At 33.5% G+C, this 19,789-nt stretch carries 17 protein-coding genes; 9 read left to right on the top strand and 8 right to left on the bottom strand.

Going from position 1 to position 19,789, the window contains the following annotated elements:
• Window positions 1-42: 42 nt before the first annotated feature.
• Window positions 43-1,086, bottom strand: a complete 1,044-nt coding sequence (locus R1T42_RS03080; protein ID WP_317291259.1) for a flavin-containing monooxygenase — start codon at window positions 1,084-1,086, stop codon at window positions 43-45.
• Between the two features lie 366 nt (window positions 1,087-1,452).
• On the opposite strand from R1T42_RS03080, the gene R1T42_RS03075 reads away from it, so the two are divergent.
• Both R1T42_RS03075 and R1T42_RS03070 read left to right on the top strand, forming a co-directional pair.
• Window positions 1,453-2,430 (top strand): YitT family protein, encoded by a 978-nt coding sequence (locus R1T42_RS03075; RefSeq protein WP_317291258.1) that lies wholly within the window; start codon window positions 1,453-1,455, stop codon window positions 2,428-2,430.
• A gap of 176 nt (window positions 2,431-2,606) precedes the next feature.
• The gene (locus tag R1T42_RS03070) at window positions 2,607-3,341 is read left to right on the top strand and encodes a flavodoxin family protein (RefSeq protein ID WP_317291257.1); all 735 of its coding nucleotides are present in this window, start codon (window positions 2,607-2,609) and stop codon (window positions 3,339-3,341) included.
• 50 nt (window positions 3,342-3,391) lie between these two features.
• Here the strand turns inward: R1T42_RS03070 and R1T42_RS03065 are convergent, their stop codons facing one another.
• Both R1T42_RS03065 and R1T42_RS03060 read right to left on the bottom strand, forming a co-directional pair.
• A complete protein-coding gene (locus R1T42_RS03065; protein ID WP_317291256.1) occupies window positions 3,392-4,357 on the bottom strand; it encodes a phosphoribosylaminoimidazolesuccinocarboxamide synthase in 966 nt (321 codons plus the stop codon).
• Window positions 4,358-4,502: 145 nt separating this feature from the next.
• The gene (locus R1T42_RS03060; protein WP_036580670.1) at window positions 4,503-5,456 is read right to left on the bottom strand and encodes a PhoH family protein; all 954 of its coding nucleotides are present in this window, start codon (window positions 5,454-5,456) and stop codon (window positions 4,503-4,505) included.
• A gap of 160 nt (window positions 5,457-5,616) precedes the next feature.
• Here R1T42_RS03060 and R1T42_RS03055 point away from each other — a divergent pair, with 160 nt between their 5' ends.
• From R1T42_RS03055 to gldG, 4 genes are read left to right on the top strand one after another with little or no spacing between them, the layout of a single operon-like run.
• On the top strand, window positions 5,617-6,447 hold the full coding sequence (locus R1T42_RS03055) for an SAM hydrolase/SAM-dependent halogenase family protein (RefSeq protein ID WP_317291255.1): 831 nt from the start codon (window positions 5,617-5,619) through the stop codon (window positions 6,445-6,447).
• Complete coding sequence (locus R1T42_RS03050; protein ID WP_036580676.1) at window positions 6,444-6,740, top strand: putative quinol monooxygenase; 297 nt, start codon at window positions 6,444-6,446, stop codon at window positions 6,738-6,740. Before R1T42_RS03055 ends, R1T42_RS03050 begins: the two co-directional genes overlap by 4 nt.
• The gene (gene gldF / locus R1T42_RS03045) at window positions 6,737-7,462 is read left to right on the top strand and encodes a gliding motility-associated ABC transporter permease subunit GldF (RefSeq protein ID WP_317291254.1); all 726 of its coding nucleotides are present in this window, start codon (window positions 6,737-6,739) and stop codon (window positions 7,460-7,462) included. The genes R1T42_RS03050 and gldF overlap by 4 nt, the downstream gene beginning before the upstream one ends.
• A gap of 2 nt (window positions 7,463-7,464) precedes the next feature.
• Window positions 7,465-9,147 (top strand): gliding motility-associated ABC transporter substrate-binding protein GldG, encoded by a 1,683-nt coding sequence (gldG, locus tag R1T42_RS03040; protein WP_317291253.1) that lies wholly within the window; start codon window positions 7,465-7,467, stop codon window positions 9,145-9,147.
• Between the two features lie 48 nt (window positions 9,148-9,195).
• Here gldG and R1T42_RS03035 read toward each other — a convergent pair whose 3' ends face one another.
• Complete coding sequence (locus tag R1T42_RS03035; RefSeq protein WP_036580684.1) at window positions 9,196-9,795, bottom strand: PhnA domain-containing protein; 600 nt, start codon at window positions 9,793-9,795, stop codon at window positions 9,196-9,198.
• A gap of 142 nt (window positions 9,796-9,937) precedes the next feature.
• Here R1T42_RS03035 and R1T42_RS03030 point away from each other — a divergent pair, with 142 nt between their 5' ends.
• The 3 genes from R1T42_RS03030 to R1T42_RS03020 all read left to right on the top strand — a co-directional run bounded on the left by R1T42_RS03030 (window position 9,938) and on the right by R1T42_RS03020 (window position 15,353).
• Window positions 9,938-13,699 carry a tetratricopeptide repeat protein gene (locus R1T42_RS03030; RefSeq protein WP_317291252.1) on the top strand — a complete coding sequence of 1,254 codons (3,762 nt, stop codon included), beginning with the start codon at window positions 9,938-9,940 and terminating at the stop codon, window positions 13,697-13,699.
• A 107-nt stretch (window positions 13,700-13,806) separates the two neighbouring features.
• Entirely contained in the window at window positions 13,807-14,463 is a 657-nt protein-coding gene (locus R1T42_RS03025) for a putative signal transducing protein (RefSeq protein ID WP_042248897.1), read from the top strand.
• 98 nt (window positions 14,464-14,561) lie between these two features.
• Window positions 14,562-15,353 (top strand): DUF3050 domain-containing protein, encoded by a 792-nt coding sequence (locus R1T42_RS03020; RefSeq protein ID WP_317291251.1) that lies wholly within the window; start codon window positions 14,562-14,564, stop codon window positions 15,351-15,353.
• Here the strand turns inward: R1T42_RS03020 and R1T42_RS03015 are convergent.
• From R1T42_RS03015 to gshB, 4 genes are read right to left on the bottom strand one after another with little or no spacing between them, the layout of a single operon-like run.
• Window positions 15,350-16,702, bottom strand: a complete 1,353-nt coding sequence (locus R1T42_RS03015) for a hypothetical protein (RefSeq protein ID WP_317291250.1) — start codon at window positions 16,700-16,702, stop codon at window positions 15,350-15,352. The genes R1T42_RS03020 and R1T42_RS03015 overlap by 4 nt on opposite strands.
• Entirely contained in the window at window positions 16,702-17,883 is a 1,182-nt protein-coding gene (locus tag R1T42_RS03010; protein WP_317291249.1) for a flavohemoglobin expression-modulating QEGLA motif protein, read from the bottom strand. Before R1T42_RS03010 ends, R1T42_RS03015 begins: the two co-directional genes overlap by 1 nt.
• Window positions 17,858-18,670 carry an N-formylglutamate amidohydrolase gene (locus R1T42_RS03005; RefSeq protein WP_317291248.1) on the bottom strand — a complete coding sequence of 271 codons (813 nt, stop codon included), beginning with the start codon at window positions 18,668-18,670 and terminating at the stop codon, window positions 17,858-17,860. Before R1T42_RS03005 ends, R1T42_RS03010 begins: the two co-directional genes overlap by 26 nt.
• A 16-nt stretch (window positions 18,671-18,686) precedes the next feature.
• Window positions 18,687-19,718, bottom strand: coding sequence for a glutathione synthase (gene gshB, locus R1T42_RS03000; RefSeq protein ID WP_317291247.1), 1,032 nt, complete (start codon window positions 19,716-19,718; stop codon window positions 18,687-18,689).
• Window positions 19,719-19,789 lie beyond the last annotated feature (71 nt).

Below are 19,789 nucleotides of genomic sequence, written 5' to 3'. Positions count from 1 at the left end.
ATTTATGGTTTAGCGGCATTTTTATTTACTATTCAAACATAACTACTTATTAGAATGTATATGGTTTGCTAGAAAATGAGCATCTTTAGATACACCACCTAATGTAGCAGATCCTCGAGTATACATCCATGGTAACCCCATGAAGTATAAACCTTTAATGTTACTAATACCTCGGTAATTTTTAGGGTAGTTATCAGCATCAAGTTCTAGTCCTTCTATCCAAGAAAAATTAGGCCGGTAACCTGTTGCCCAAATTATATTCTTAATCGTTGACACTTTCTTATTTTCAAAGAACATCTTTTGACCTGATGCATCTTTTGTTCTTCCTACCGGTATTACGTTTTGTCTAGAAAGTATCTCTTTTACATCTGTACCTATCACTGGTTGTGTAGATGAGTTAATCTTCTTCCCTATCCAGCTATACTTATTATATTTTAAAAAACCAGTCACCGTAAACCACCACCATAATGTTTTACCTAAAAACTGTTGTGGTAAGGACTTAACAGTAGTATCACCAGAAAAGTAAACCGTTCTAGAAGAATCTTTTGAAATCTCATTCAGAATCTGATATCCGGAATCTCCACCACCTACAACTAGAGCATCTCCTTCTTGCAACTGGTCTGCATTTTTATAATAATTACTATGAATTTGAAGTATTTCTTGAGAGGCTTTAGTATGACATGGCGGTGTGTAAGGAATATGAAAAGGTCCCGTAGCTATTACGACATTTTTAGCTTCAATAATTCCATCTTTATGCTCTATTATAAAAGTCTTCTTGTTTTTGCGGACAGACGTAATTAAGGTGTTTAACTGTACTGGTATATCAAATTTTTTGACATAAGATTTAAAATAATTTGCTACTTCAAATTTTGTAGGATAATGATTTTTAGGAGCTTTAAATTTTAATCCTGGCAAATGATTGTATTCTGTAGGTGTGAATAATTTGAGTGAGTCCCATCTATTTAACCAAGAAGCACCTATTTCTTCTTCTCCATCTACTATTAAAATTTTTTTATCCTGTTCTTGTAAATGGTATGCCATGGACAAACCTGCTTGTGCGCCACCAATTACTAAATAATCCAACATCGAGTTACTCTTTATAATTCGATGCAAAAGTAAGCACTTATAAAATGTTCATTAATTTCAAGAACTTTATCCATATTCATCATGTATAACCTTTTAAATTCATGAATATGATTGCTTAGATTACAAACAACTAACAAGCTTTTACAAAAGCTACAACTTCACTGCCAGACTAAATACATAAACAACTGATTACGTAAGTATTACACACTCCTGAAAGACAGTAATATTATAATTTAATTAGCAATATAGCTTTAGCTTATTAGGTTCTAATTGATATCTTTAAATTATGTTGAACTTTAAGAAACGAGCACCTTAAGTTCTTTTAAAGATGACATTTTCTAACTAATATTTAATTTTCACAAAAGAATGAATCCATTTTTAGCAAACCTTATTGTTCAGTCTACAAAAAAGTTCAGAGATAAAAAGAAGTATCCAAAAGGGAAACCTTCTGAATATAGACTCGCTAAAAAGTATCATGATTTTGTGATCTCTTTAAAGCGTAATTTTAAAAATTTTATTCTTATTGTTATTGGGATTTTTTCAGCTTCGTTTGGTTTTAAAGGGTTTTTACTTACCAATGACTTTATAGACGGTGGCGCTACTGGAATATCGTTATTAGTGGCAGCCGTGACTGGTATCCCATTGTATATTCTAATCATAGGTGTCAATTTACCCTTTGTAGTGTTGGGTTATAAGATCATGGGAAAACGCTTTGCCGTTAAAACAGCTCTAGCTATAATAGGTCTAGCTTTATGTGTTGCCGTTGTTCCTTTTCCTAATGTTACTGATGATGATTTATTGGTTGCTATTTTTGGTGGTTTCTTTTTAGGATCAGGAATTGGATTATCCATACGTGGTGGTGCCGTCATTGATGGAACAGAAATACTGGCCATTTTTTTGAGTAGAAAATTTTCTACTACCATAGGTGACATAATTATCCTTATTAATATTATCATCTTTTCTGTAGCTGCTTATTTTCTATCCATAGAAATTGCCCTATACTCAATGATCACATACATAGCTGCCTCTAAAACATTAGACTTTGTAATTGAAGGAATTGAAGAGTATATAGGTGTCACTATTATTTCTTCACAAAGCAATCGCATTAAGGAGATGTTAATAGGCAAACTAGGTCGTGGAGTCACTATCTATAAAGGACAAGGTGGATATGCAAAAAACGGTGTCTCTAAAGATATGGACATCATATATACCGTCATTACGCGTCTAGAACTAAACAAGCTTAACACTGAAATTGAAAAGATTGAACCTAATGCTTTTATCATCATGAACAGTATTAAAGATATCAAAGGAGGCATGATAAAAAAGCGCCCATTGAAGAGTTAAGTCTATAAATACTTATCCTACATAGCTTTTTTTAATCTCTATAACCCTATTATTCTGACATGTAATAAAAATAAATTTTATATTTTGAGTTTTTATTAGGACTATATATCAATGATTATTAATAACTTAAGCGTTTACCGCTTAACAGTTCAAAATTTAAATCACAAAATAGTTTTATGGAAAAACATGATTTCAGCAACTTAAGTGTTGTATACGTCAACTGTACTTTAAAGAAATCTCCTCAACATAGTCATACTGACTCTTTAATTGATGTTTCTCAAGAAATAATGAGAAAGGAAAATGTAAAAGTAGAAACCATCAGGTTAATCGACCACGATGTTGCTAGTGGCGTTTATCCAGATATGACAGAACATGGCTGGGATAAGGATGAATGGCCTTCAATATTTAAAAAAATAATAGACGCAGATATATTGATTGTAGGAACACCTATATGGCTAGGAGAAAAATCCTCTGAAGCACAAAAGCTTATCGAACGATTATATGCAATGAGTGGTCAGACTAATGATAAAGGACAGTATAAATTCTATGGTAAAGTAGGAGGCTGTATGGTCACTGGTAATGAAGATGGCGTTAAACATTGTGCAATGGGAATACTCTATTCTTTACAACATGTAGGCTACTCTATTCCACCGCAAGCAGATTGTGGATGGATAGGTGAAGTAGGTCCTGGACCTAGTTATGGCGATACAGAATGGCAAGGAGAAAAAATCAATCCACCAGTAGGTTTTAAAAGTGATTTTACTAACCGAAATACTACATTTATGACTTACAATCTTTTACATCTAGCCGCAATGCTCAAAGCAAATGGAGGATATCCTAATTATGGAAACTCTAGAGCTCAATGGGATGACGGCAAGCGATGGGAATTTGAAAACCCAGAGTATAGATAAATGAGTGATTTAAAAATGACTTTAAAATTCAATAATCTATAATCGCTGTTCTACATGAAATTTGCTTCAAACCAGTCTTGAACATTAGATTCAATACGGTTTTTAATATCACTGGTATCTGATTTTTCAAATTCTTTACCGGTGATTTTTTCATATAATTCTATATAGCGCTCACTTACAGACTCAATATAAGCATCATCCATTACAGGTAATGTTTGACCTTCTAGTCCTTGAAAATTGTGAGATATTAACCACTGACGCACAAATTCTTTACTCAATTGTTTTTGAGGCTCGTTCTTATCTTGACGTTCTTGATAACCATCAGCATAAAAGTATCTAGAAGAGTCTGGAGTATGGATCTCATCAATTAAAACAATTTTTCCATCTTTAGTTTTACCAAATTCATACTTAGTATCGACTAGAATTAAACCTCTTTTTTTAGCAAGTTGACTACCACGTTTATATAAATCACGGGTATATTTCTCTAAAATTTCATAATCGTGCTCACTTACAATACCACGAGATATGATGTCTTCTCTTGATATATCTTCATCATGATCACCCATTTCTGCTTTAGTAGCAGGAGTAATAATAGGCTCTGGAAATGGATCGTTTTCCTTTAAACCTTCTGGCATGGCAACTCCACAAATCATTCTACGTCCAGCTTTGTATTCTCTTGCAGCGTGGCCACTCATATAACCACGTATTACCATTTCTACTTTAAATGGTTCGCACTGGTAACCTATAGCAACATTGGGATCTGGAGTTGCAAGTAACCAGTTAGGAACAATGTCTTCAGTAGCCTGCATCATTTGTGTAGCTATCTGATTAAGAATCTGACCTTTATAAGGAATACCTCTAGGCATTACTACGTCAAAAGCACTTAACCTATCACTAGCTACCATGATCAATAGGTCATCATTAACGCTATACACCTGGCGTACTTTACCTTTATAGACATGAGTCTGGTTAGGGAAATTAAAATCTATATCTGTAATAGTATTTGGTAAATTCATAATGCTTGTGCTGTGAATTACAAATTTCAAATATTCTTCTTAAATTTTAGAGAAAAATAGCAGGATATTTTTAATAAGTTATTGACTAGATATGAAAAATATATAATGTTGATGCTTACGCTTTCGCGAAAGCAAATAAATACAACTAATTTCTATTCTCAATATCCTTATAAGCGGCAATAACCTTTTTTACAAGTCTATGACGCACCACATCGTTATCGTCTAGGTACATCATACCTACTCCATCAACATCTTTAAGGATTAATAAAGCCTCCTTAAGTCCAGAAATAACACGTCGCGGTAAATCAATTTGTCCAGGATCGCCAGTAATGAAAAATTTTGCATCTTTCCCCATACGTGTTAGGAACATTTTCATCTGTGCATGTGTCGTGTTTTGAGCTTCATCAAGAATCACAAAAGCACCATCTAGCGTTCTACCTCTCATAAAAGCGAGCGGCGCAATTTGAATAATTCCTTTCTCTATATAAGTAGAAAGCTTCTCGGCTGGAATCATATCTCGCAAGGCATCATAAATAGGCTGCATGTATGGATCTAGTTTTTCTTTAAGGTCACCTGGTAGGAAACCTAAATTCTCACCAGCTTCTACAGCCGGTCTAGTCATAATAATGCGTTTAACCTGTTTCTCTTTAAGTGCTCTTACAGCCATTGCTACACCCATGTATGTCTTACCTGTTCCTGCAGGTCCGATGGCAAAAACCATATCATTCTTCTTAGTAAGTTCTACTAGTTTGCGTTGATTAGGAGTTTTGGCCTTAATTATCTTTCCACTTACGCCATGTACTAGAGTATCACCACTGCCTTTTGCGTTATCATAGTCCTCTCTACTATTGCTAGTTAGTACTCGTTCCATAATATTTTCATCCATCGTATTATACTTTCCGTAATGCTCTAGCATCATCTGAATACGTTTATCAAATTCTTGTAATTGTTCTTCATCACCAAAAACTTTCATCGTGCTGCCACGCGCAACTATTTTAAGTTTAGGAAAGTGCTTTTTTAAGAAAGCTAGATTTTTATTTCTAACCCCAAAAAACTCTCTAGGATTAGATTCTGAAAGGTCAATGATAAGTTCGTTCAAAAGCGTATAATTATATGAATGATTGCGTTTATTATTTTATAATTTTGCTAGAGCATGTAACACTTGCAAAACTTGTAACAATTTAAAGAATTGAATCAGGAAAATAGCAATTGTAACAAAAATTTAATCCTTATTTAATTAACAACTTTCCAGCACCTTTATGCCTATAATAACATTGACCACAGATTTTGGATTAAAAGATCCCTATGTAGGCGCGGTTAAAGGAGCTATCTTTAATGAATTGCTAGATATTAATATTGTTGATATTTCGCATCTCGTTACTCCATTTCATATTGCCGAAGCGGCATACATCATTAAAAACGCTTACTACACTTTTCCGAAAGGGACAATTCATATCATAGGTGTAGATGCTGAGCATACACCAAATAATAAGCATGTAGCAGTTTATATGGATGGTCATTACTTTGTCTGTGCAGATAATGGAATTATGTGTTTACTCACAGCAAAATTTAACGCAGATAAAATTGTTGAAATTAACATCCACGATCGTATTACTTCAAACTTTACGGTGATGGATGCTTTTGTACAAACTGCTTGTCATATAGCTCGTGGTGGTACCTTAGAAGTAATTGGGAAACCTATTGAAAGATTAAAAAATATATCTGGCATGCAACCAGCCGTTGCTAATAATTCTATTAATGGTCAGGTTATCTATATCGATAACTATGGTAATGCAGTAACAAATATTACCAGAGATCTGTTTAAATCCACAGGAAAGGGACGAGAGTTTACACTTACTGCACGCAGTGAGAAACATTATAAAATCTATGACCATTATTCTGGCTTCATAGATTTTAGTAAAGAAGATTATAAACGTGATATCGATGGTAGAGCTATAGTGATTTTTAATAGTTCTGGTTATATAGAAATTGCAACTTATAAATCTAACCCGATTACCATAGGTAGTGCCAGTAGTCTTTTTGGACTTAAAGACAACACTCCTATCAACATAAAATTTAACGAGACATGATAGTACGTATCGTAAGAATGCATTTTAGACCAGACGCTGTCGCTGCTTTTGAGAAATTGTTCGACACTCATAAAGAGCAAATACGCGACCAAGATGGTTGTAGTTTACTAGAACTTTATCAAGATAAAGAAGATTCATGCAGCTTTTATACCTATAGCTATTGGGAAAATGAAGAGGCACTTAATAATTATCGACATTCTGCGTTATTCAGTGAGGTATGGCCAGCTACTAAAGCACTTTTTGATCAAAAACCATCAGCCAACTCTTTAAATAAGATACATAGTCTTTTATGAAAGCAATTTATTTAAAAGAATTAAGAAGCTATTTTTCTAGCATAACGGGTTACCTAGTTATTGCTATTTTTTTACTTGTAACCAGTCTTTTCCTTTTTGTATTTGATGGCGAGTTTAACATCCTTAATTATGGATTTGCAGACTTATCGCCTTTCTTTTTACTGATACCATGGTTATTTATTTTTCTTATTCCAGCAGTTACTATGCGCAGTTTTACTATCGAACGCAATCTAGGAACCCTAGAAATGATTTTTACTCGACCTATATCATTTAGAAGCATTATAGCTGGAAAATACCTCGCTGGTGTCACTCTTATCGTTATCGCCTTGCTGCCTACTTTGTTATATGTATTTACCATAGCACAGTTAGGAGAAACGGAAAATAATCTAGATATAGGAAGTACCATCGGTAGCTATGCTGGTGTAATGCTATTAGTTTTATGTTATGTCGCAATAGGTGTATTTTGTTCTTCTATTACTTCCAATCAAATTATAGCCTTTTTGCTCTCGGCCGTTTTGTGCTTTATAATGTATTTTGGTTTTGAAGGTTTCTCTACGGTTATTGAAAATGATGGACTGGCTTTTCTAGGCTTAAAATATCATTACGAGAGTATGGCACGAGGCGTTATAGATACTAGAGATGTCATTTACTTCTTGAGCATTGCTGTATTGTTTTTCGCTTTAAGCGAATTGAGTCTTAAAATAATCACCCAGAAGCAATAAGAATGAAAAAGATTGTTATTTCCCTTATGGTTATTGTTGCTGCGCTAGTTCTTATAAATTATGGCGCTAGTAAATGGTACGAACGTTTTGACCTAACCAAAGACCAACGTTATACACTTTCACCTGTGGCAACACAACTGGCAGAAAGTGTGGAAAGCACCATGCTTATAGATGTATTTCTAGATGGTGAGTTACCACCAGAATTCCGTAAACTACAGTCAGAGACACAGCAATTACTGGAAGAGTATGCTGCAGTTAATAAGAATATAAAATTCAATTTTGTTAATCCTACAGAGGATGAAAGCACAGAAGCAGTAGAGCAAATAACGATGCGTCTAGCTCAATATGGCATTAAACCAGCCATGGCTACAATTATGGAAGGAGGAAAAAGCACAAAAGTTGTTGTGTTTCCATGGGCTATAATGGTTTATAATGGTAAAACTACTGCGGTGCCTTTATTAAAAACAGTTGCTCGTGCCACGATGGAAGAACGAGTAAACTCATCTATACAACAGCTGGAATATCAGTTTGCCGATGGAATGAGTAAAGTTATTAATGAAAAATCTAAAACAATTGCTGTTTTAAGAGATAGTGGTGAGTTGAGTGATTTACAGATTAGAGATTTTATTAAAACCTTACAGCAATATTATCGGGTTGCACCTTTTGGAATTGAATTTGTAAAGGATAATGATAGTGTGACTCCTGTAGATGTTTTAAATCAACTCAATAAATTTGATTTAATCATTGAGCCTAAACCTACCGTTGCTTTCAGTGAGACTAAGAATTACATCATCGACCAATACATCATGGATGGTGGAAAAATGTTACTAGCCGCAGATCCGATTATATTTGAAAATGATAGCCTTGCAAATCCACAATCTATAGGTTATGGAATGCCACGAGATTTAAATCTAGACAACTTACTTTTTAAATATGGATTAAGACTCAATAACGGAATCGTAAAAGATGAACGTGCTGGCGGTCTTGCACTAGCCACTGGACAAGGTCGTAATACACAATATGAAGCCTTTGACTGGCCATACTACCCTATTTCAAAATCTGATAGCGATAACCCTATTACTAAAAATCTAGAAGAAGTAAAATTTGAATATACCGGTACCATTGATACTCTTAAAAATAGTATCAAAAAGACAGTACTATTAAGTACATCACCTGATACTCAAATTAAAATATTACCTGCCGCTATATCTCTAGCAGAACTAGATCAACCGATAGATCCACTAGCAACCAAAGTCGGTGAAAAGCCTCTGGCCGTTCTTGCCGAAGGTAGTTTTACTAGTGCCTATAAAAATAGAGTAAAGCCTTTTGAAATGACTAATTCAATAGATGAAGGTAAAGAAAGTGCTATCGTTTTAATTGCAGATGGTGACGTTTTGAAAAATCAAATCGACAGTGGAAAAGCTCAAGAGCTAGGATATGATATGCGTACAGGAGCGCTTTACGGTAATAAAGAGTTTTTAATGAATACCGTTAATTACCTATTAGACGATACCGGATTAATACAATTGCGTAGTAAGAATATAACTGTCCCTTTTCTAAACCTCAAAAAGAGTTATGATGAACGTACAAAATGGCAATTAATTAATGTTTTATTACCACTAATTACAGTAGTAATATTCGGTTTAGTATTTAATTATTTAAGAAGGAAAAAGTATTCTGCTTAGAATCTCAACAGGTTTAAAATGAATATTTTAATATAAAACACATCTTAATTATTCTCCAGATGTTTTCTTTACATATTGGGTTAACAGCACTACTTGTGTAGGACCTACACGGCCTTCAATTTGATCTGCATTATCGTGAACTAAAGAGATATTGCGCACAGCAGTGCCACGTTTTGCGATAAGACTTGATCCCTTTACATCAAGATCTTTAATAATCACAACACTATCACCTCTTTTCAAAATATTACCATTAACATCTCTATGAATAATCTGTGGACCACGTTGTATTCCTTCCTCTGCCCAGTTTCTAGTATCATCCTCTAAATACATCATATCTAGTAAATCTTGAGGCCAGCCTTCTGCCTTCAATTGATCTAACATTCTATAAACAACCACTTGTACTGCCGGTATTGTACTCCACATAGAATCATTAAGTGCTCGCCAGTGATTTACATCGATCTTACTGTGATCCTCTAATTGTTCACGACAGACTTTACAAGCTAATATCGAAATATCTTTCACATTCTTAGGCGACTCAGGCACCTCATAAACAGCAAGTTCCACTTTTTGTTCTAGGGTATCTGTTGACGAGCAAAGTTCACAAGCGTTTCCAGATCGATCTTCTAATTGTTTCAGTAAGTCTGACATGTTTATTTTTTAAGAACGGTAAAGGTAAAAAACCTAAACGCTTTAAATAACATTTTGTAAAAATCTTCTTTCATACCACTTTTGAGAAATGAGAATATGAACTATATTGTAGGCGACTTAAATAACAACTAACCGATAACAAATGCAGAAAAAGAACATGACTGTGCTTAAATCCTTAATGATTGTCTTTCTATTAGGGTTTTCAATTCAATTAAGTGCTCAAAAATCAGAAAAGGTAATAAAGCTATTGCTCAACAACGAGCGTGCTGATGCCCTTAAACTAGTTGAAAAACTAGATCAAAGTAACGTAGAGAATTACTATTTAAAACAAATTGTCCTAAAAGAAAACGGAGAGATTGCAAATGGTTATAACTACTTAGAAGGCTTGCTTAGTAAAGCAGATTTTGAACCTTATTTATTTGCCTCGTGGCATGAGACTTTTTTATTCTCAGATTACGAATCTCAAGGGTTTGCTCCTTTAGAACTAAGAAGATTACAGGAAATTAAAACTCCACAACTGCAAAATGCTAGTCTTAGAGATGCTTATTCATATATGCAAAGCATTCATGCAGAGGTCTCAAGAGATTTTGATAAACAAAAACAACTTGTTGCTTCTATCAAGAACATAGAAAACTGGGAACTAGTAGGTCCTTTTGAAAACTTAAATGATAGTGGATTAAACATTACTTATGCACCAGAAAATGAAGCTACTGCTGCAAATGGTTTTGACACTAATGGTAACGGAATTGTGAATTGGTATGTTGCACCAGACAATCCATTGAGTCCTTATAAAGATTTTATCAATCATGACGAGTATGGAAATAAAATTAATTATGCTCAAACGTTTATTCAATCTGATAAAGAGCAAAGAGCTGTATTACAATTAGGACGTGGTGGTATTATTAAGGTTTTTCTAAATGGTGTTGAGATTCTTGAAGATAAAGAAGATGTACGTACTGAAATCGATGCCCATCAGATTGAGGTAACCTTAAATGCAGGTTCAAATAGACTTCTTATAAAATCTGCTTCTAGTGGTACTCCTTATTACATCGCAAGGTTTATGGATATTAATGGAAACCTACTTGAATTAGGTAATGATCTTAATAATAAATCTTATAAAAAAGGATCTACAGCAAGCGTTAATGCTAAAACTTTAGAACATCCTATGGAGGCCTTTTTCAGAAATAAACTGAAAAGTAATCCTAATGACTTCTTAAGCTTTTATGGTTTATACCACAGTTTACAGCATAATGCTAGATATAAAGAAACTATTAATTTAGTAAAAGAACAATTAAAGAAAAATCCACAGAGTTCTTTATTGAATACCATGTTAATGAATGCATATACTGAAAGTGATCAAGGAGACGAGGCACTTAAAGTAATGGAAAATTTAATGAAGAATGACCCAGATTATTATCAATCCTTAATTTTAGAATTTTCAGATACGGATAAACTGATGAATCTGGATCAACAAGAATTCAGAAAGAAAATGAGTGCTATTCAAGGTGCAACTAACTTGAATACCATTGATGAAATGTGTGATTTATTCATCGCTTTACGTAATGAAGAAGAAAAAGAAGCTGAAAAGATTCTGGACAGGCTTGTTAAAGATGAAAGAACCACGATTAAAGGCCTTGCCACTTATGCTGGTTTTTATAACTCGATTCTTAATGATGAAAAGAGATATGAACAAATCTTAACTGACGCTCACAAAAAATATCACTCTTGGTATATCATAAACAATCTTGCTGGGATTTATAGTAGAGAGAATCGTAAGCAAGAATGGGAAGATATCATGAAAACCAACCTATTGAGATATGATTTCTACAATAACTATTTACAAAGAATGGTTTATGTGTATAATGAAAATAAGAAATATGATGAGTCTTTAAAGTTGATCAATAAAGGATTGAAAAACTATCCAGATGCCTTAAGACTACGCTCATTAATGGGTGATACCTACTTAAAGCTAGAAAATAAAAAAGAAGCTATTAAGTGGTACGAAGAAAAATTAGACCGCAGTTTATCTGATTTATCCTTACGACGCAAAGTTTATGATCTGAAAGGAATTACAGATCCTATGGAAAAGATTAAAACAAAAGATCATTACAAGTACATTGAAAAGAACCGTGATAGTGGTATGGAGAACAATTATGGTCTTAACATCATACTTGAAGAAAACAACCTGATGCTATATAGTCGTGGTGGTGTACGTTATCATGGTACCATGATCTATGAGGTAACAACACTTAATGGAATTGAGTCTATTAAAGAATACAATCTTGGTCTAGGTGGTAATTATATGATCACAAAGTCAGAAATTGTAAAGAAAGATAAAAGCATAGAACCAGCAGAACGTAGTGGATCTAGTATGGTCTTTAACAACCTAGAAATAGGCGATGTTGTTTACTTAGACTATGAAACAGAATATTACACTTACGGTAGATTCTATAAAGATTATGATAACGTGTATAATGTGAAAGGCTATCATCCTATAAAGCAGTATCACCTAAGAGTTATTACTGAAAGTGATAGACCTTTATATCACGAAGTTGTTAATGGTGAAATACCAGTTAAAAAATATAAGACTGATGGAATGCAAACTTATGAGTGGAGCGTTAAAGATGTAGCAGCTATTACTCTAGCAGAGGACTATATGAAAAACCTAGTAGACCAGACAGAGCACATCCACATCAGTACTTTAAAAGACTGGAAAGATATTTCAGAATGGTATTCAGATCTAGTACGCAGTCAGATAGAAATTGAAGATGAAGTTACAGCCGCATATAACACCATTTTCCCTAATGGACATGATGGTAAATCAGATGACGAAAAAGCAAAAGCTATTTATGATTACATTACAGATGAGTTCACATATAGTTATGTAAGCTTTAAGCAAAGTGGCTATGTACCTCAAAAACCGTCTAAAACAATCAAGTCTAAACTAGGTGATTGTAAAGACTTCTCTACTCTATTCGTAACGTTAGCATCTATGAGTGATCTAGACGCTAACCTTGTTTTAATACTTACTTCAGATTATGGAGAAAACGCTTTAAAATTACCATCTAGAGATTTTAACCACTGTATCGTTAAAACTAAAATTGATGGAAAAGAACAATTTTTAGAACTTACAGATAAGTACCTACCGTATAAATCTGTTCCTGGATCATTAAATCATGCTATTGGACTTGAAATACCATATGATAAAAATGACAAAATGACTAATGATTTATTCATTCTTCAAGATGCTGCGACAGCACCTAGTCAATACAACACTACGGCTTATATAACCGTTAAAGAAGATGCTTTTAAAGCAAAATTAACGACTAACCTTAAAGCAAGTACTTCATCATACTTACGTAGTCTAGCAGACGAGGAAAACGAAGAGTTGAAAAAAGATAATCTAAAGTCTTTCTTAGAAAATCGCTCTACAGCAACATTTGATGTAGAAAAGATCGTTAGTGCAACATATGATCACGAATCAGATGGTATTGAAGTAGAGACAGAACTCAATCTACTCTCTAAGCCTGGATCTATAGGACAGATGAAGACTTTCCAACTACCACTATTCTCTGTTCCATACACACAAAGTATTATTGCTGAGGATGAACGTAAACATGACATTTTATATCGTGATTATGAAGACACATCATCATATACAGAGTCTATTACCATAGAATTAGAAGAAGGTAAAAAGTTTATTGAAGTACCAGAGAATAAATCATTGAGCTATAAGCAACATAGCTATACGATAACTTATAAAGAACTAGCACCTAATAAAATAGAAGTAAAAATTGTTTCTAAACCTAGTTTAGAGGTAATTAAAGCTTCTGAATATGCAGACTTTAAAAACTTTGTAAAATCTGTAATTGAAACTAGAGAGCAATATCTCGCTTATAAGTAATAGTCCAATAAATTATTAATTACAAAAGAGGTTATGAATTCATAACCTCTTTTTTTATTTTTAGAATTACGTTTTCGCGAAAGCGTATCTTAAAAACAACCTAACCAATGCAAGAAGAATACTCCATATTTAGAAGATTTCCAACTTTAGAACTAGCACTAGAAATAAAGGAATTATTAGAAAACAACGATATAGACGTCGTAATCGATGACAATGTACCACCTGTTGATGTCACATTTTCAGGCAGTACCCTACAACATAAAATAGAATTGCGTATCAATGAGGCCGATTTTGAAAAGGCTGAAGATATTCTAGAACAACATTCAAACGCTGTGCTCGATGAAATAGATAAAGATTATTATTTATTTAGTTTCACAGATGAAGAATTATATGACGTTCTCTTAAAATCTGACGAATGGAGCAGTCTAGATTACACACTAGCTCAAAAGTTATTGAAAGAACGTGGGAAATCTATAGACAAAGAGTTACTCATTTCTTTAAAAAAACAACGATTAGAAGAACTAGCAAAACCTGACGATAATCAACAGGCATGGATTATTGCCGGTTATATTTTTTCTATTCTAGGTGGCTTTTTAGGTCTAATCATCGGTTATTTTTTATGGACATCAAAGAAGACTTTGCCCAATGGTCAAAAAGTTGATTCCTACTCTTTAAAAGATAAAAAACACGGTAAGAGAATCTTCTATATAGGTGTCATTATAGCGCCCATAGTTCTTATCATGAAAATGTTGAGTTATTTCTAAATCACTTTTAAGGAAAGTTTAAAACTTTTCAATAATTCGAGACGTAAGTTGCTACCACCTTTTACAACTACTTTCTTGTAATTATTCAATGTGATCAAATGAACTATATACAACATATCGAAAACGAAATTTCTGAGTTGAGAAATCAACTGCAACAACATCAACTCTATAACCATCTGTCTGATATGGATGATGTTAGAGCTTTTATGGAGAATCATGTATTTGCTGTTTGGGATTTTATGTCATTATTGAAATCATTACAGGTTCAACTTACCAATGTTTCTACGCCTTGGACACCTACTCACAACCCTACTCTAGCACGATTTATTAATGAGATAGTACATGGTGAAGAAAGTGATATTAATGAACTAGGTGAGGCTAAAAGTCATTTTGAGATGTATCTAGATGCGATGAAACAGGTTGGTGCAGATACTACCGCGATTAAAGAGTTTATAGATTCTATTCAATCTGGTACATCTATAGAATCATCCTTAAAAATGGCTAAAATCGATGATAAAGTATTTGAATTTGTAAAATTTACGTTTGACATTATTAACACTGGTAAAGTGCACTTAATTGCATCTGCTTTCACTTTTGGAAGAGAAGATGTTATACCTGATATGTTTATTGAAATCCTTAAAAGTGCCGATGCAAATAATAATAAATTTAATAAACTACGCTATTACCTAGAAAGACATATCGAATTAGATGGTGATGAACATGGCCCTTTATCATTATTAATGATAAAGGAATTATGCGGTACAGATAAGTCTAAATGGGAAGAAACCTTAACTGTGGCAAAGCTCGCATTAGAAAAAAGAATACTGTTATGGGATGCGATTAACGATCAGATAAAACTAAATAAAACACAAGTAGCATTTAGTCACTAAAAGCTTTTTCCTAGTTCAGATCGCCATCTTAAAATAATGGGACGACTTTGAAAAGGGTTTAGTTTTTTTAAGTTAGCATTTACATTAAAATCTATAATATTACCGCTTTCATCTATCTTTATAACGGTAGGCACATAACCTATACTTAGATTTTCTAAAATATTTCTAGCTTCTCTGGGACTGGTGCTTAAATGAGATCCTGCAATTTGAGAATTTAAAAAAACATCTTTAAAAACTGCCTTAACTCGATCAGTACCTAGACCGATAGTAATAAAACGGGCATCTTCATTTCGATGTTGTAAATAAAATTGATTCCACTTTAGGAAGTTGTTATCAATATACTCATCTTCTGGCGCATATATTAGTATATAAGCTGGCTTACCTTTAGCCTTCTCTAGCTCAATGGGTTTATCATAAAAATCAGTCGTTTCAGGAAAAGGAAAGGGATCTCCCAGCGTTAACCTATTTCTTTTATTATAGATATCTTTTACAGATCGGTAATGAGAAGGTGAATTAGAAAACCTGTTAACTAACCGCATGTAATTCTCGCTAAGAGAATTTCTTTTATAAATCTGATCAGCCCAAATAGGTATTAAACTAAATTTAAGAACCCGTGAATCAATATCTTTTACTGCATCTTTCATACTATCATAATCCTGCAGCGAATTAATTTTTAGAAAATGGTAAGCGAGGCTTAATTTTAAATAATCTCTATAATTAAAATGATCTTCTTGATTGTCATAATCCATTTCAGGAAAATCAGATATGTCTAGTGAAGTAAAATCTAAGTCTTCATTACGTAGTACATCATGAAAAACGTAGTGGTAATTGATATAATACTTCCAATATTTCTTTTCATCCTTTATAAAAGAATCTGTAAGCCCTAAGGATCCTGCTATGGATAGCATACTGTCCTTCTTCTGTTCTAATAACAACTTTGCCTGTATTCTATCTGACTTTTGAAAAGAAGCATCTGTTTCTAATTCTTGTAATAATCGAACTCTATCTAAAATATAATTGTTTTTAATAGCTCCTACCTCACCAGCATAATAGAAACTATACTCATCAAAATCCTGACCTAATACAATAGTAAAAGTATCTTCCTCTTCTAGATGTAACTGGACTTTATGATTCAGCCAGTTTAAATATTGAAAACCTTCATAGGGTAAATAGCCATTTTCCATAGCTTCTAGAGAGATACCATAATCTAATCCTGGTTGCCCTACCCAGACAAATTCGTTAACAGTAAGTGTATCTGTATACTCAAAGGTTAAGTTTACAGGAACTTTCTTTTGAGATTGAGCTATTAAAAAGAAAAAACATGTAAAAAGCAGTATGAGATATCTCATTATTTAAGATTTTTTAAAATAAAATCAATGGTTGGATCAATGACAGACTCTAATTGCAGGGAAAGGGACTTATATTTTGATGGTATGGCTAGTCCTTGATTCAACAACTCATTAACTACTGGAGCATACTCTAGTGAGCATTTTCCCATCATCAAATGATCTAGTGAGTTTCCATCTTTGTACAGATCATATATTTTCTTAAGACCCGATAAGTATAAGGCATCTTTAGTAAAACCACCACCACGATGCACGCGTAAGGTGATATTAAAAGCTTTTTCTTTATGTAACTTATATTGATTATGTATAAGGTCAAAAGTATCTGCAAAAGAGTAACCTTTGGTAAGAGAATCTACTGCAATCACTCGATATGCTAGTTCATGTAATCGAGTCATGGTAAGATTACCACTTAAATATTCTGACATGACCGCAAGCCCTTCTTGAGTCTCTACATTATTAGGAAAACCGTTACTAAACACTTTCAGTGGTTGTTCCAGTGCATTAAATGTTGTGACAAGGTGTACTCCTATTTCATGATGACCTAATAATTCAAGATCGTGATGCGAAAATTTTTGATTTTTCTTGAGATATAAGCTTTGCTCGTTGTTAGAAACCATAGCAGCAGCGCTCATCGCTGTACTAGTTTTTATGGAAAAATCAAATCCGTATTGGTCTCGGAAGTTCTTAAAATATTCAATCGCATCCTCAGTAGATAACGTTTTTTCAAATAAGGCCTTTTCAGAAACAGGCACCTGATGATGCAAGATAAACTTTGCATTATCTACCATCTTTTCTGTAGGCGTTCCAAAGAATCTTAGACTATTAAAATAAAATTTGTTTCCAGGCTCTTTAATCGTCTCAATACATTGTACAAGACCACTATATGTGTATATAATATCTTTATACAAACTTTGAATTTGATCATTTTCAATACGTTCTAATCGTTGAGAGAAGAATAGTCTATGAAGTTTATAAGGTTTAAATTTTACCTTACGATACTTAAAATCAGGTTGGTAATTGAATTTTTCTTTAAAGAAGTTCTTACGCTCTTGAGCGATATTTAAGGGATTAATATAGGCCAGCAGCTCTATATTACGTACTAATCTATGAACGTTAGCATCTATATCATAGATGGCAGCTTGATTAAGCTTTTCTTCCTTAAACGATACGTTCATGTCTTTCATAAAATCTATGCGCGTGCGCTTGTATATAATACTTAAATTGATCTTTTACGGCGTGAACCACATCTGGATATATCACTCCTGTTTCTTCATCACAATATACTTTAGATATCTCTGTAGCTAGGACCAAAGTATTCAATGAGTTAGACGTAACGTATTTTAAAAAATATCCATTGCCTTGAAAAACATCATTGATACCACAACTAACCTCTTGCTCAATGGGTAATTCTATTTTATCTAATATTTCCTTCCACTGCTGTATATCATGTACAAACCGGTCTTGATCTATATTTTTAGTTCCTATGTTGAACACAGGCACTTTACGATCCCATCTTTTCCAGTTATAGGAGTGTACATCATAAAATACGGTAGACCCAAACATTTCTTCTAGTTTTATTATCAAAGACAGTACCACTCTATAAAAATTATTATGCCTTAATATAGCTTGATCTTTATGCTTTCGCGAAAGCGGTTTTCTCCATAACTCTTTGCCCCAAGCTGTCTCATAAATGGCTTCTAATGGATCTCTATTTAAATCATATTCAAACCTAGAATCATGAGCAATAAGCGTAATAGGCAACCCAGAAATCATCTCGCCAGTGCAAGGATCTTCCTCATACCATCGGTCATGCTCTGTATGTAAACAATCGTCCCACAACTGTTTTTGAAAGTGATGTCCATCATGTACTGCAGCACATACAAAAGGCACATACTTATCTATTTTGATAGAAAAAGAATAATCACTAGCAACAGCATGAAATCGTTCTTCGCGCTCGATTTTCATGAGCATTTCAGTGATACTTAATTTAAGCATTGCGTATAGAGCTTTTTAATTTATCTCTTCTCTCTGAAGCAAGTATTTTTTCTCCAACTACTTCTTCAAAAAAGTCTACAACTTTACATTGAAGTTTTACTTTAGAAACTTTATTAATATAGGTAATACCACCTGGTGACATTACATTTACCTCTACTAACATACCGTTAATAACATCTATACCAACAAAATAAAGTCCATCCTTTACAAGTTTACGGCCTATTTTATTACATAGATTCTTTTCTGCTTTAGTCAATTGATGTCGTTGAAAAGTACCACCAGCGCTAATGTTTGAGCGATGATCTTCATCTCCAGGCACACGCTTAACAGCTCCTATAGGCTTTCCATTAAGTAATAAAATACGTGTATCTCCTTGATCTGCTCCTTCTATATAATCTTGAAGAATGACATAATTAGTGGTGCCATCTTTATTATCTATATAAAAATCTAGCAAAGAGTTCACATTATGCATTGCATTTTTCTCAATCATAATAACGCCACTACCACCGAAACCATTTAGTGGTTTCATGATCATACGTTCTTTAGGATTGTCTTTTATAACACTTTTTAGGTACTCTTTGTTTTTTGAAACATGTGTTGCTGGAATAATCTCATTATTAGGATCTTCAAAGCAAGCAGTATATAATTTGTTATTTGCTTCTCGTAGTCCTTCTATATCGTTAACAATAAACACGTCATCCTTAACAGAGTCTAAAAAGTTTAAGGCTATCGGATCTAACGGTGGATTTGCTCTCATCATTATAATATCAAAGCCTGCGAGAGGTAACATCTTTTCTTTAAGCTCTACTTGCTTATAAAAAGACTTAAATTGTGCAGGCACCTTATCCATCTTCTTAATAACACTAGAAAAAGCATATGCAATACTGTCTCTAATGGTAAGATTAGCAGGTGTGGCAACGGCTACTTTATGGCCACGCTTTACACATTCATGAATTATTGCTAGTGTAGAATCGTGTTCTGGTTGTATCTCGTCCCACGGATACATAATGAAACAAATATTCATGTTTTAATTTTTAGTTGGTAGTGTTTAAAACTAAGAAGAAAATCTGATAGTAACCAGAGTAGCAATAGAAT

The sequence above is a fragment of the Nonlabens ulvanivorans genome (assembly GCF_032922765.1).
Taxonomy (GTDB): Bacteria; Bacteroidota; Bacteroidia; order Flavobacteriales; family Flavobacteriaceae; genus Nonlabens; species Nonlabens ulvanivorans.
This window is presented reverse-complemented; position numbering and strand designations above follow the sequence as displayed.

What these genes read in the sequence shown, in the direction of transcription:
- R1T42_RS03080 (WP_317291259.1), bottom strand. Translation starts at nt 1,086, where the DNA reads ATGTTGGATTATTTAGTAATTGGTGGCGCACAAGCAGGTTTGTCCATG.
- R1T42_RS03075 (WP_317291258.1), top strand. Translation starts at nt 1,453, where the DNA reads ATGAATCCATTTTTAGCAAACCTTATTGTTCAGTCTACAAAAAAGTTC.
- R1T42_RS03070 (WP_317291257.1), top strand. Translation starts at nt 2,607, where the DNA reads ATGGAAAAACATGATTTCAGCAACTTAAGTGTTGTATACGTCAACTGT.
- R1T42_RS03065 (WP_317291256.1), bottom strand. Translation starts at nt 4,357, where the DNA reads ATGAATTTACCAAATACTATTACAGATATAGATTTTAATTTCCCTAAC.
- R1T42_RS03055 (WP_317291255.1), top strand. Translation starts at nt 5,617, where the DNA reads ATGCCTATAATAACATTGACCACAGATTTTGGATTAAAAGATCCCTAT.
- R1T42_RS03050 (WP_036580676.1), top strand. Translation starts at nt 6,444, where the DNA reads ATGATAGTACGTATCGTAAGAATGCATTTTAGACCAGACGCTGTCGCT.
- gldF (WP_317291254.1), top strand. Translation starts at nt 6,737, where the DNA reads ATGAAAGCAATTTATTTAAAAGAATTAAGAAGCTATTTTTCTAGCATA.
- gldG (WP_317291253.1), top strand. Translation starts at nt 7,465, where the DNA reads ATGAAAAAGATTGTTATTTCCCTTATGGTTATTGTTGCTGCGCTAGTT.
- R1T42_RS03035 (WP_036580684.1), bottom strand. Translation starts at nt 9,795, where the DNA reads ATGTCAGACTTACTGAAACAATTAGAAGATCGATCTGGAAACGCTTGT.
- R1T42_RS03030 (WP_317291252.1), top strand. Translation starts at nt 9,938, where the DNA reads ATGCAGAAAAAGAACATGACTGTGCTTAAATCCTTAATGATTGTCTTT.
- R1T42_RS03025 (WP_042248897.1), top strand. Translation starts at nt 13,807, where the DNA reads ATGCAAGAAGAATACTCCATATTTAGAAGATTTCCAACTTTAGAACTA.
- R1T42_RS03020 (WP_317291251.1), top strand. Translation starts at nt 14,562, where the DNA reads ATGAACTATATACAACATATCGAAAACGAAATTTCTGAGTTGAGAAAT.
- R1T42_RS03015 (WP_317291250.1), bottom strand. Translation starts at nt 16,702, where the DNA reads ATGAGATATCTCATACTGCTTTTTACATGTTTTTTCTTTTTAATAGCT.
- R1T42_RS03010 (WP_317291249.1), bottom strand. Translation starts at nt 17,883, where the DNA reads ATGAAAGACATGAACGTATCGTTTAAGGAAGAAAAGCTTAATCAAGCT.
- R1T42_RS03005 (WP_317291248.1), bottom strand. Translation starts at nt 18,670, where the DNA reads ATGCTCATGAAAATCGAGCGCGAAGAACGATTTCATGCTGTTGCTAGT.
- gshB (WP_317291247.1), bottom strand. Translation starts at nt 19,718, where the DNA reads ATGAATATTTGTTTCATTATGTATCCGTGGGACGAGATACAACCAGAA.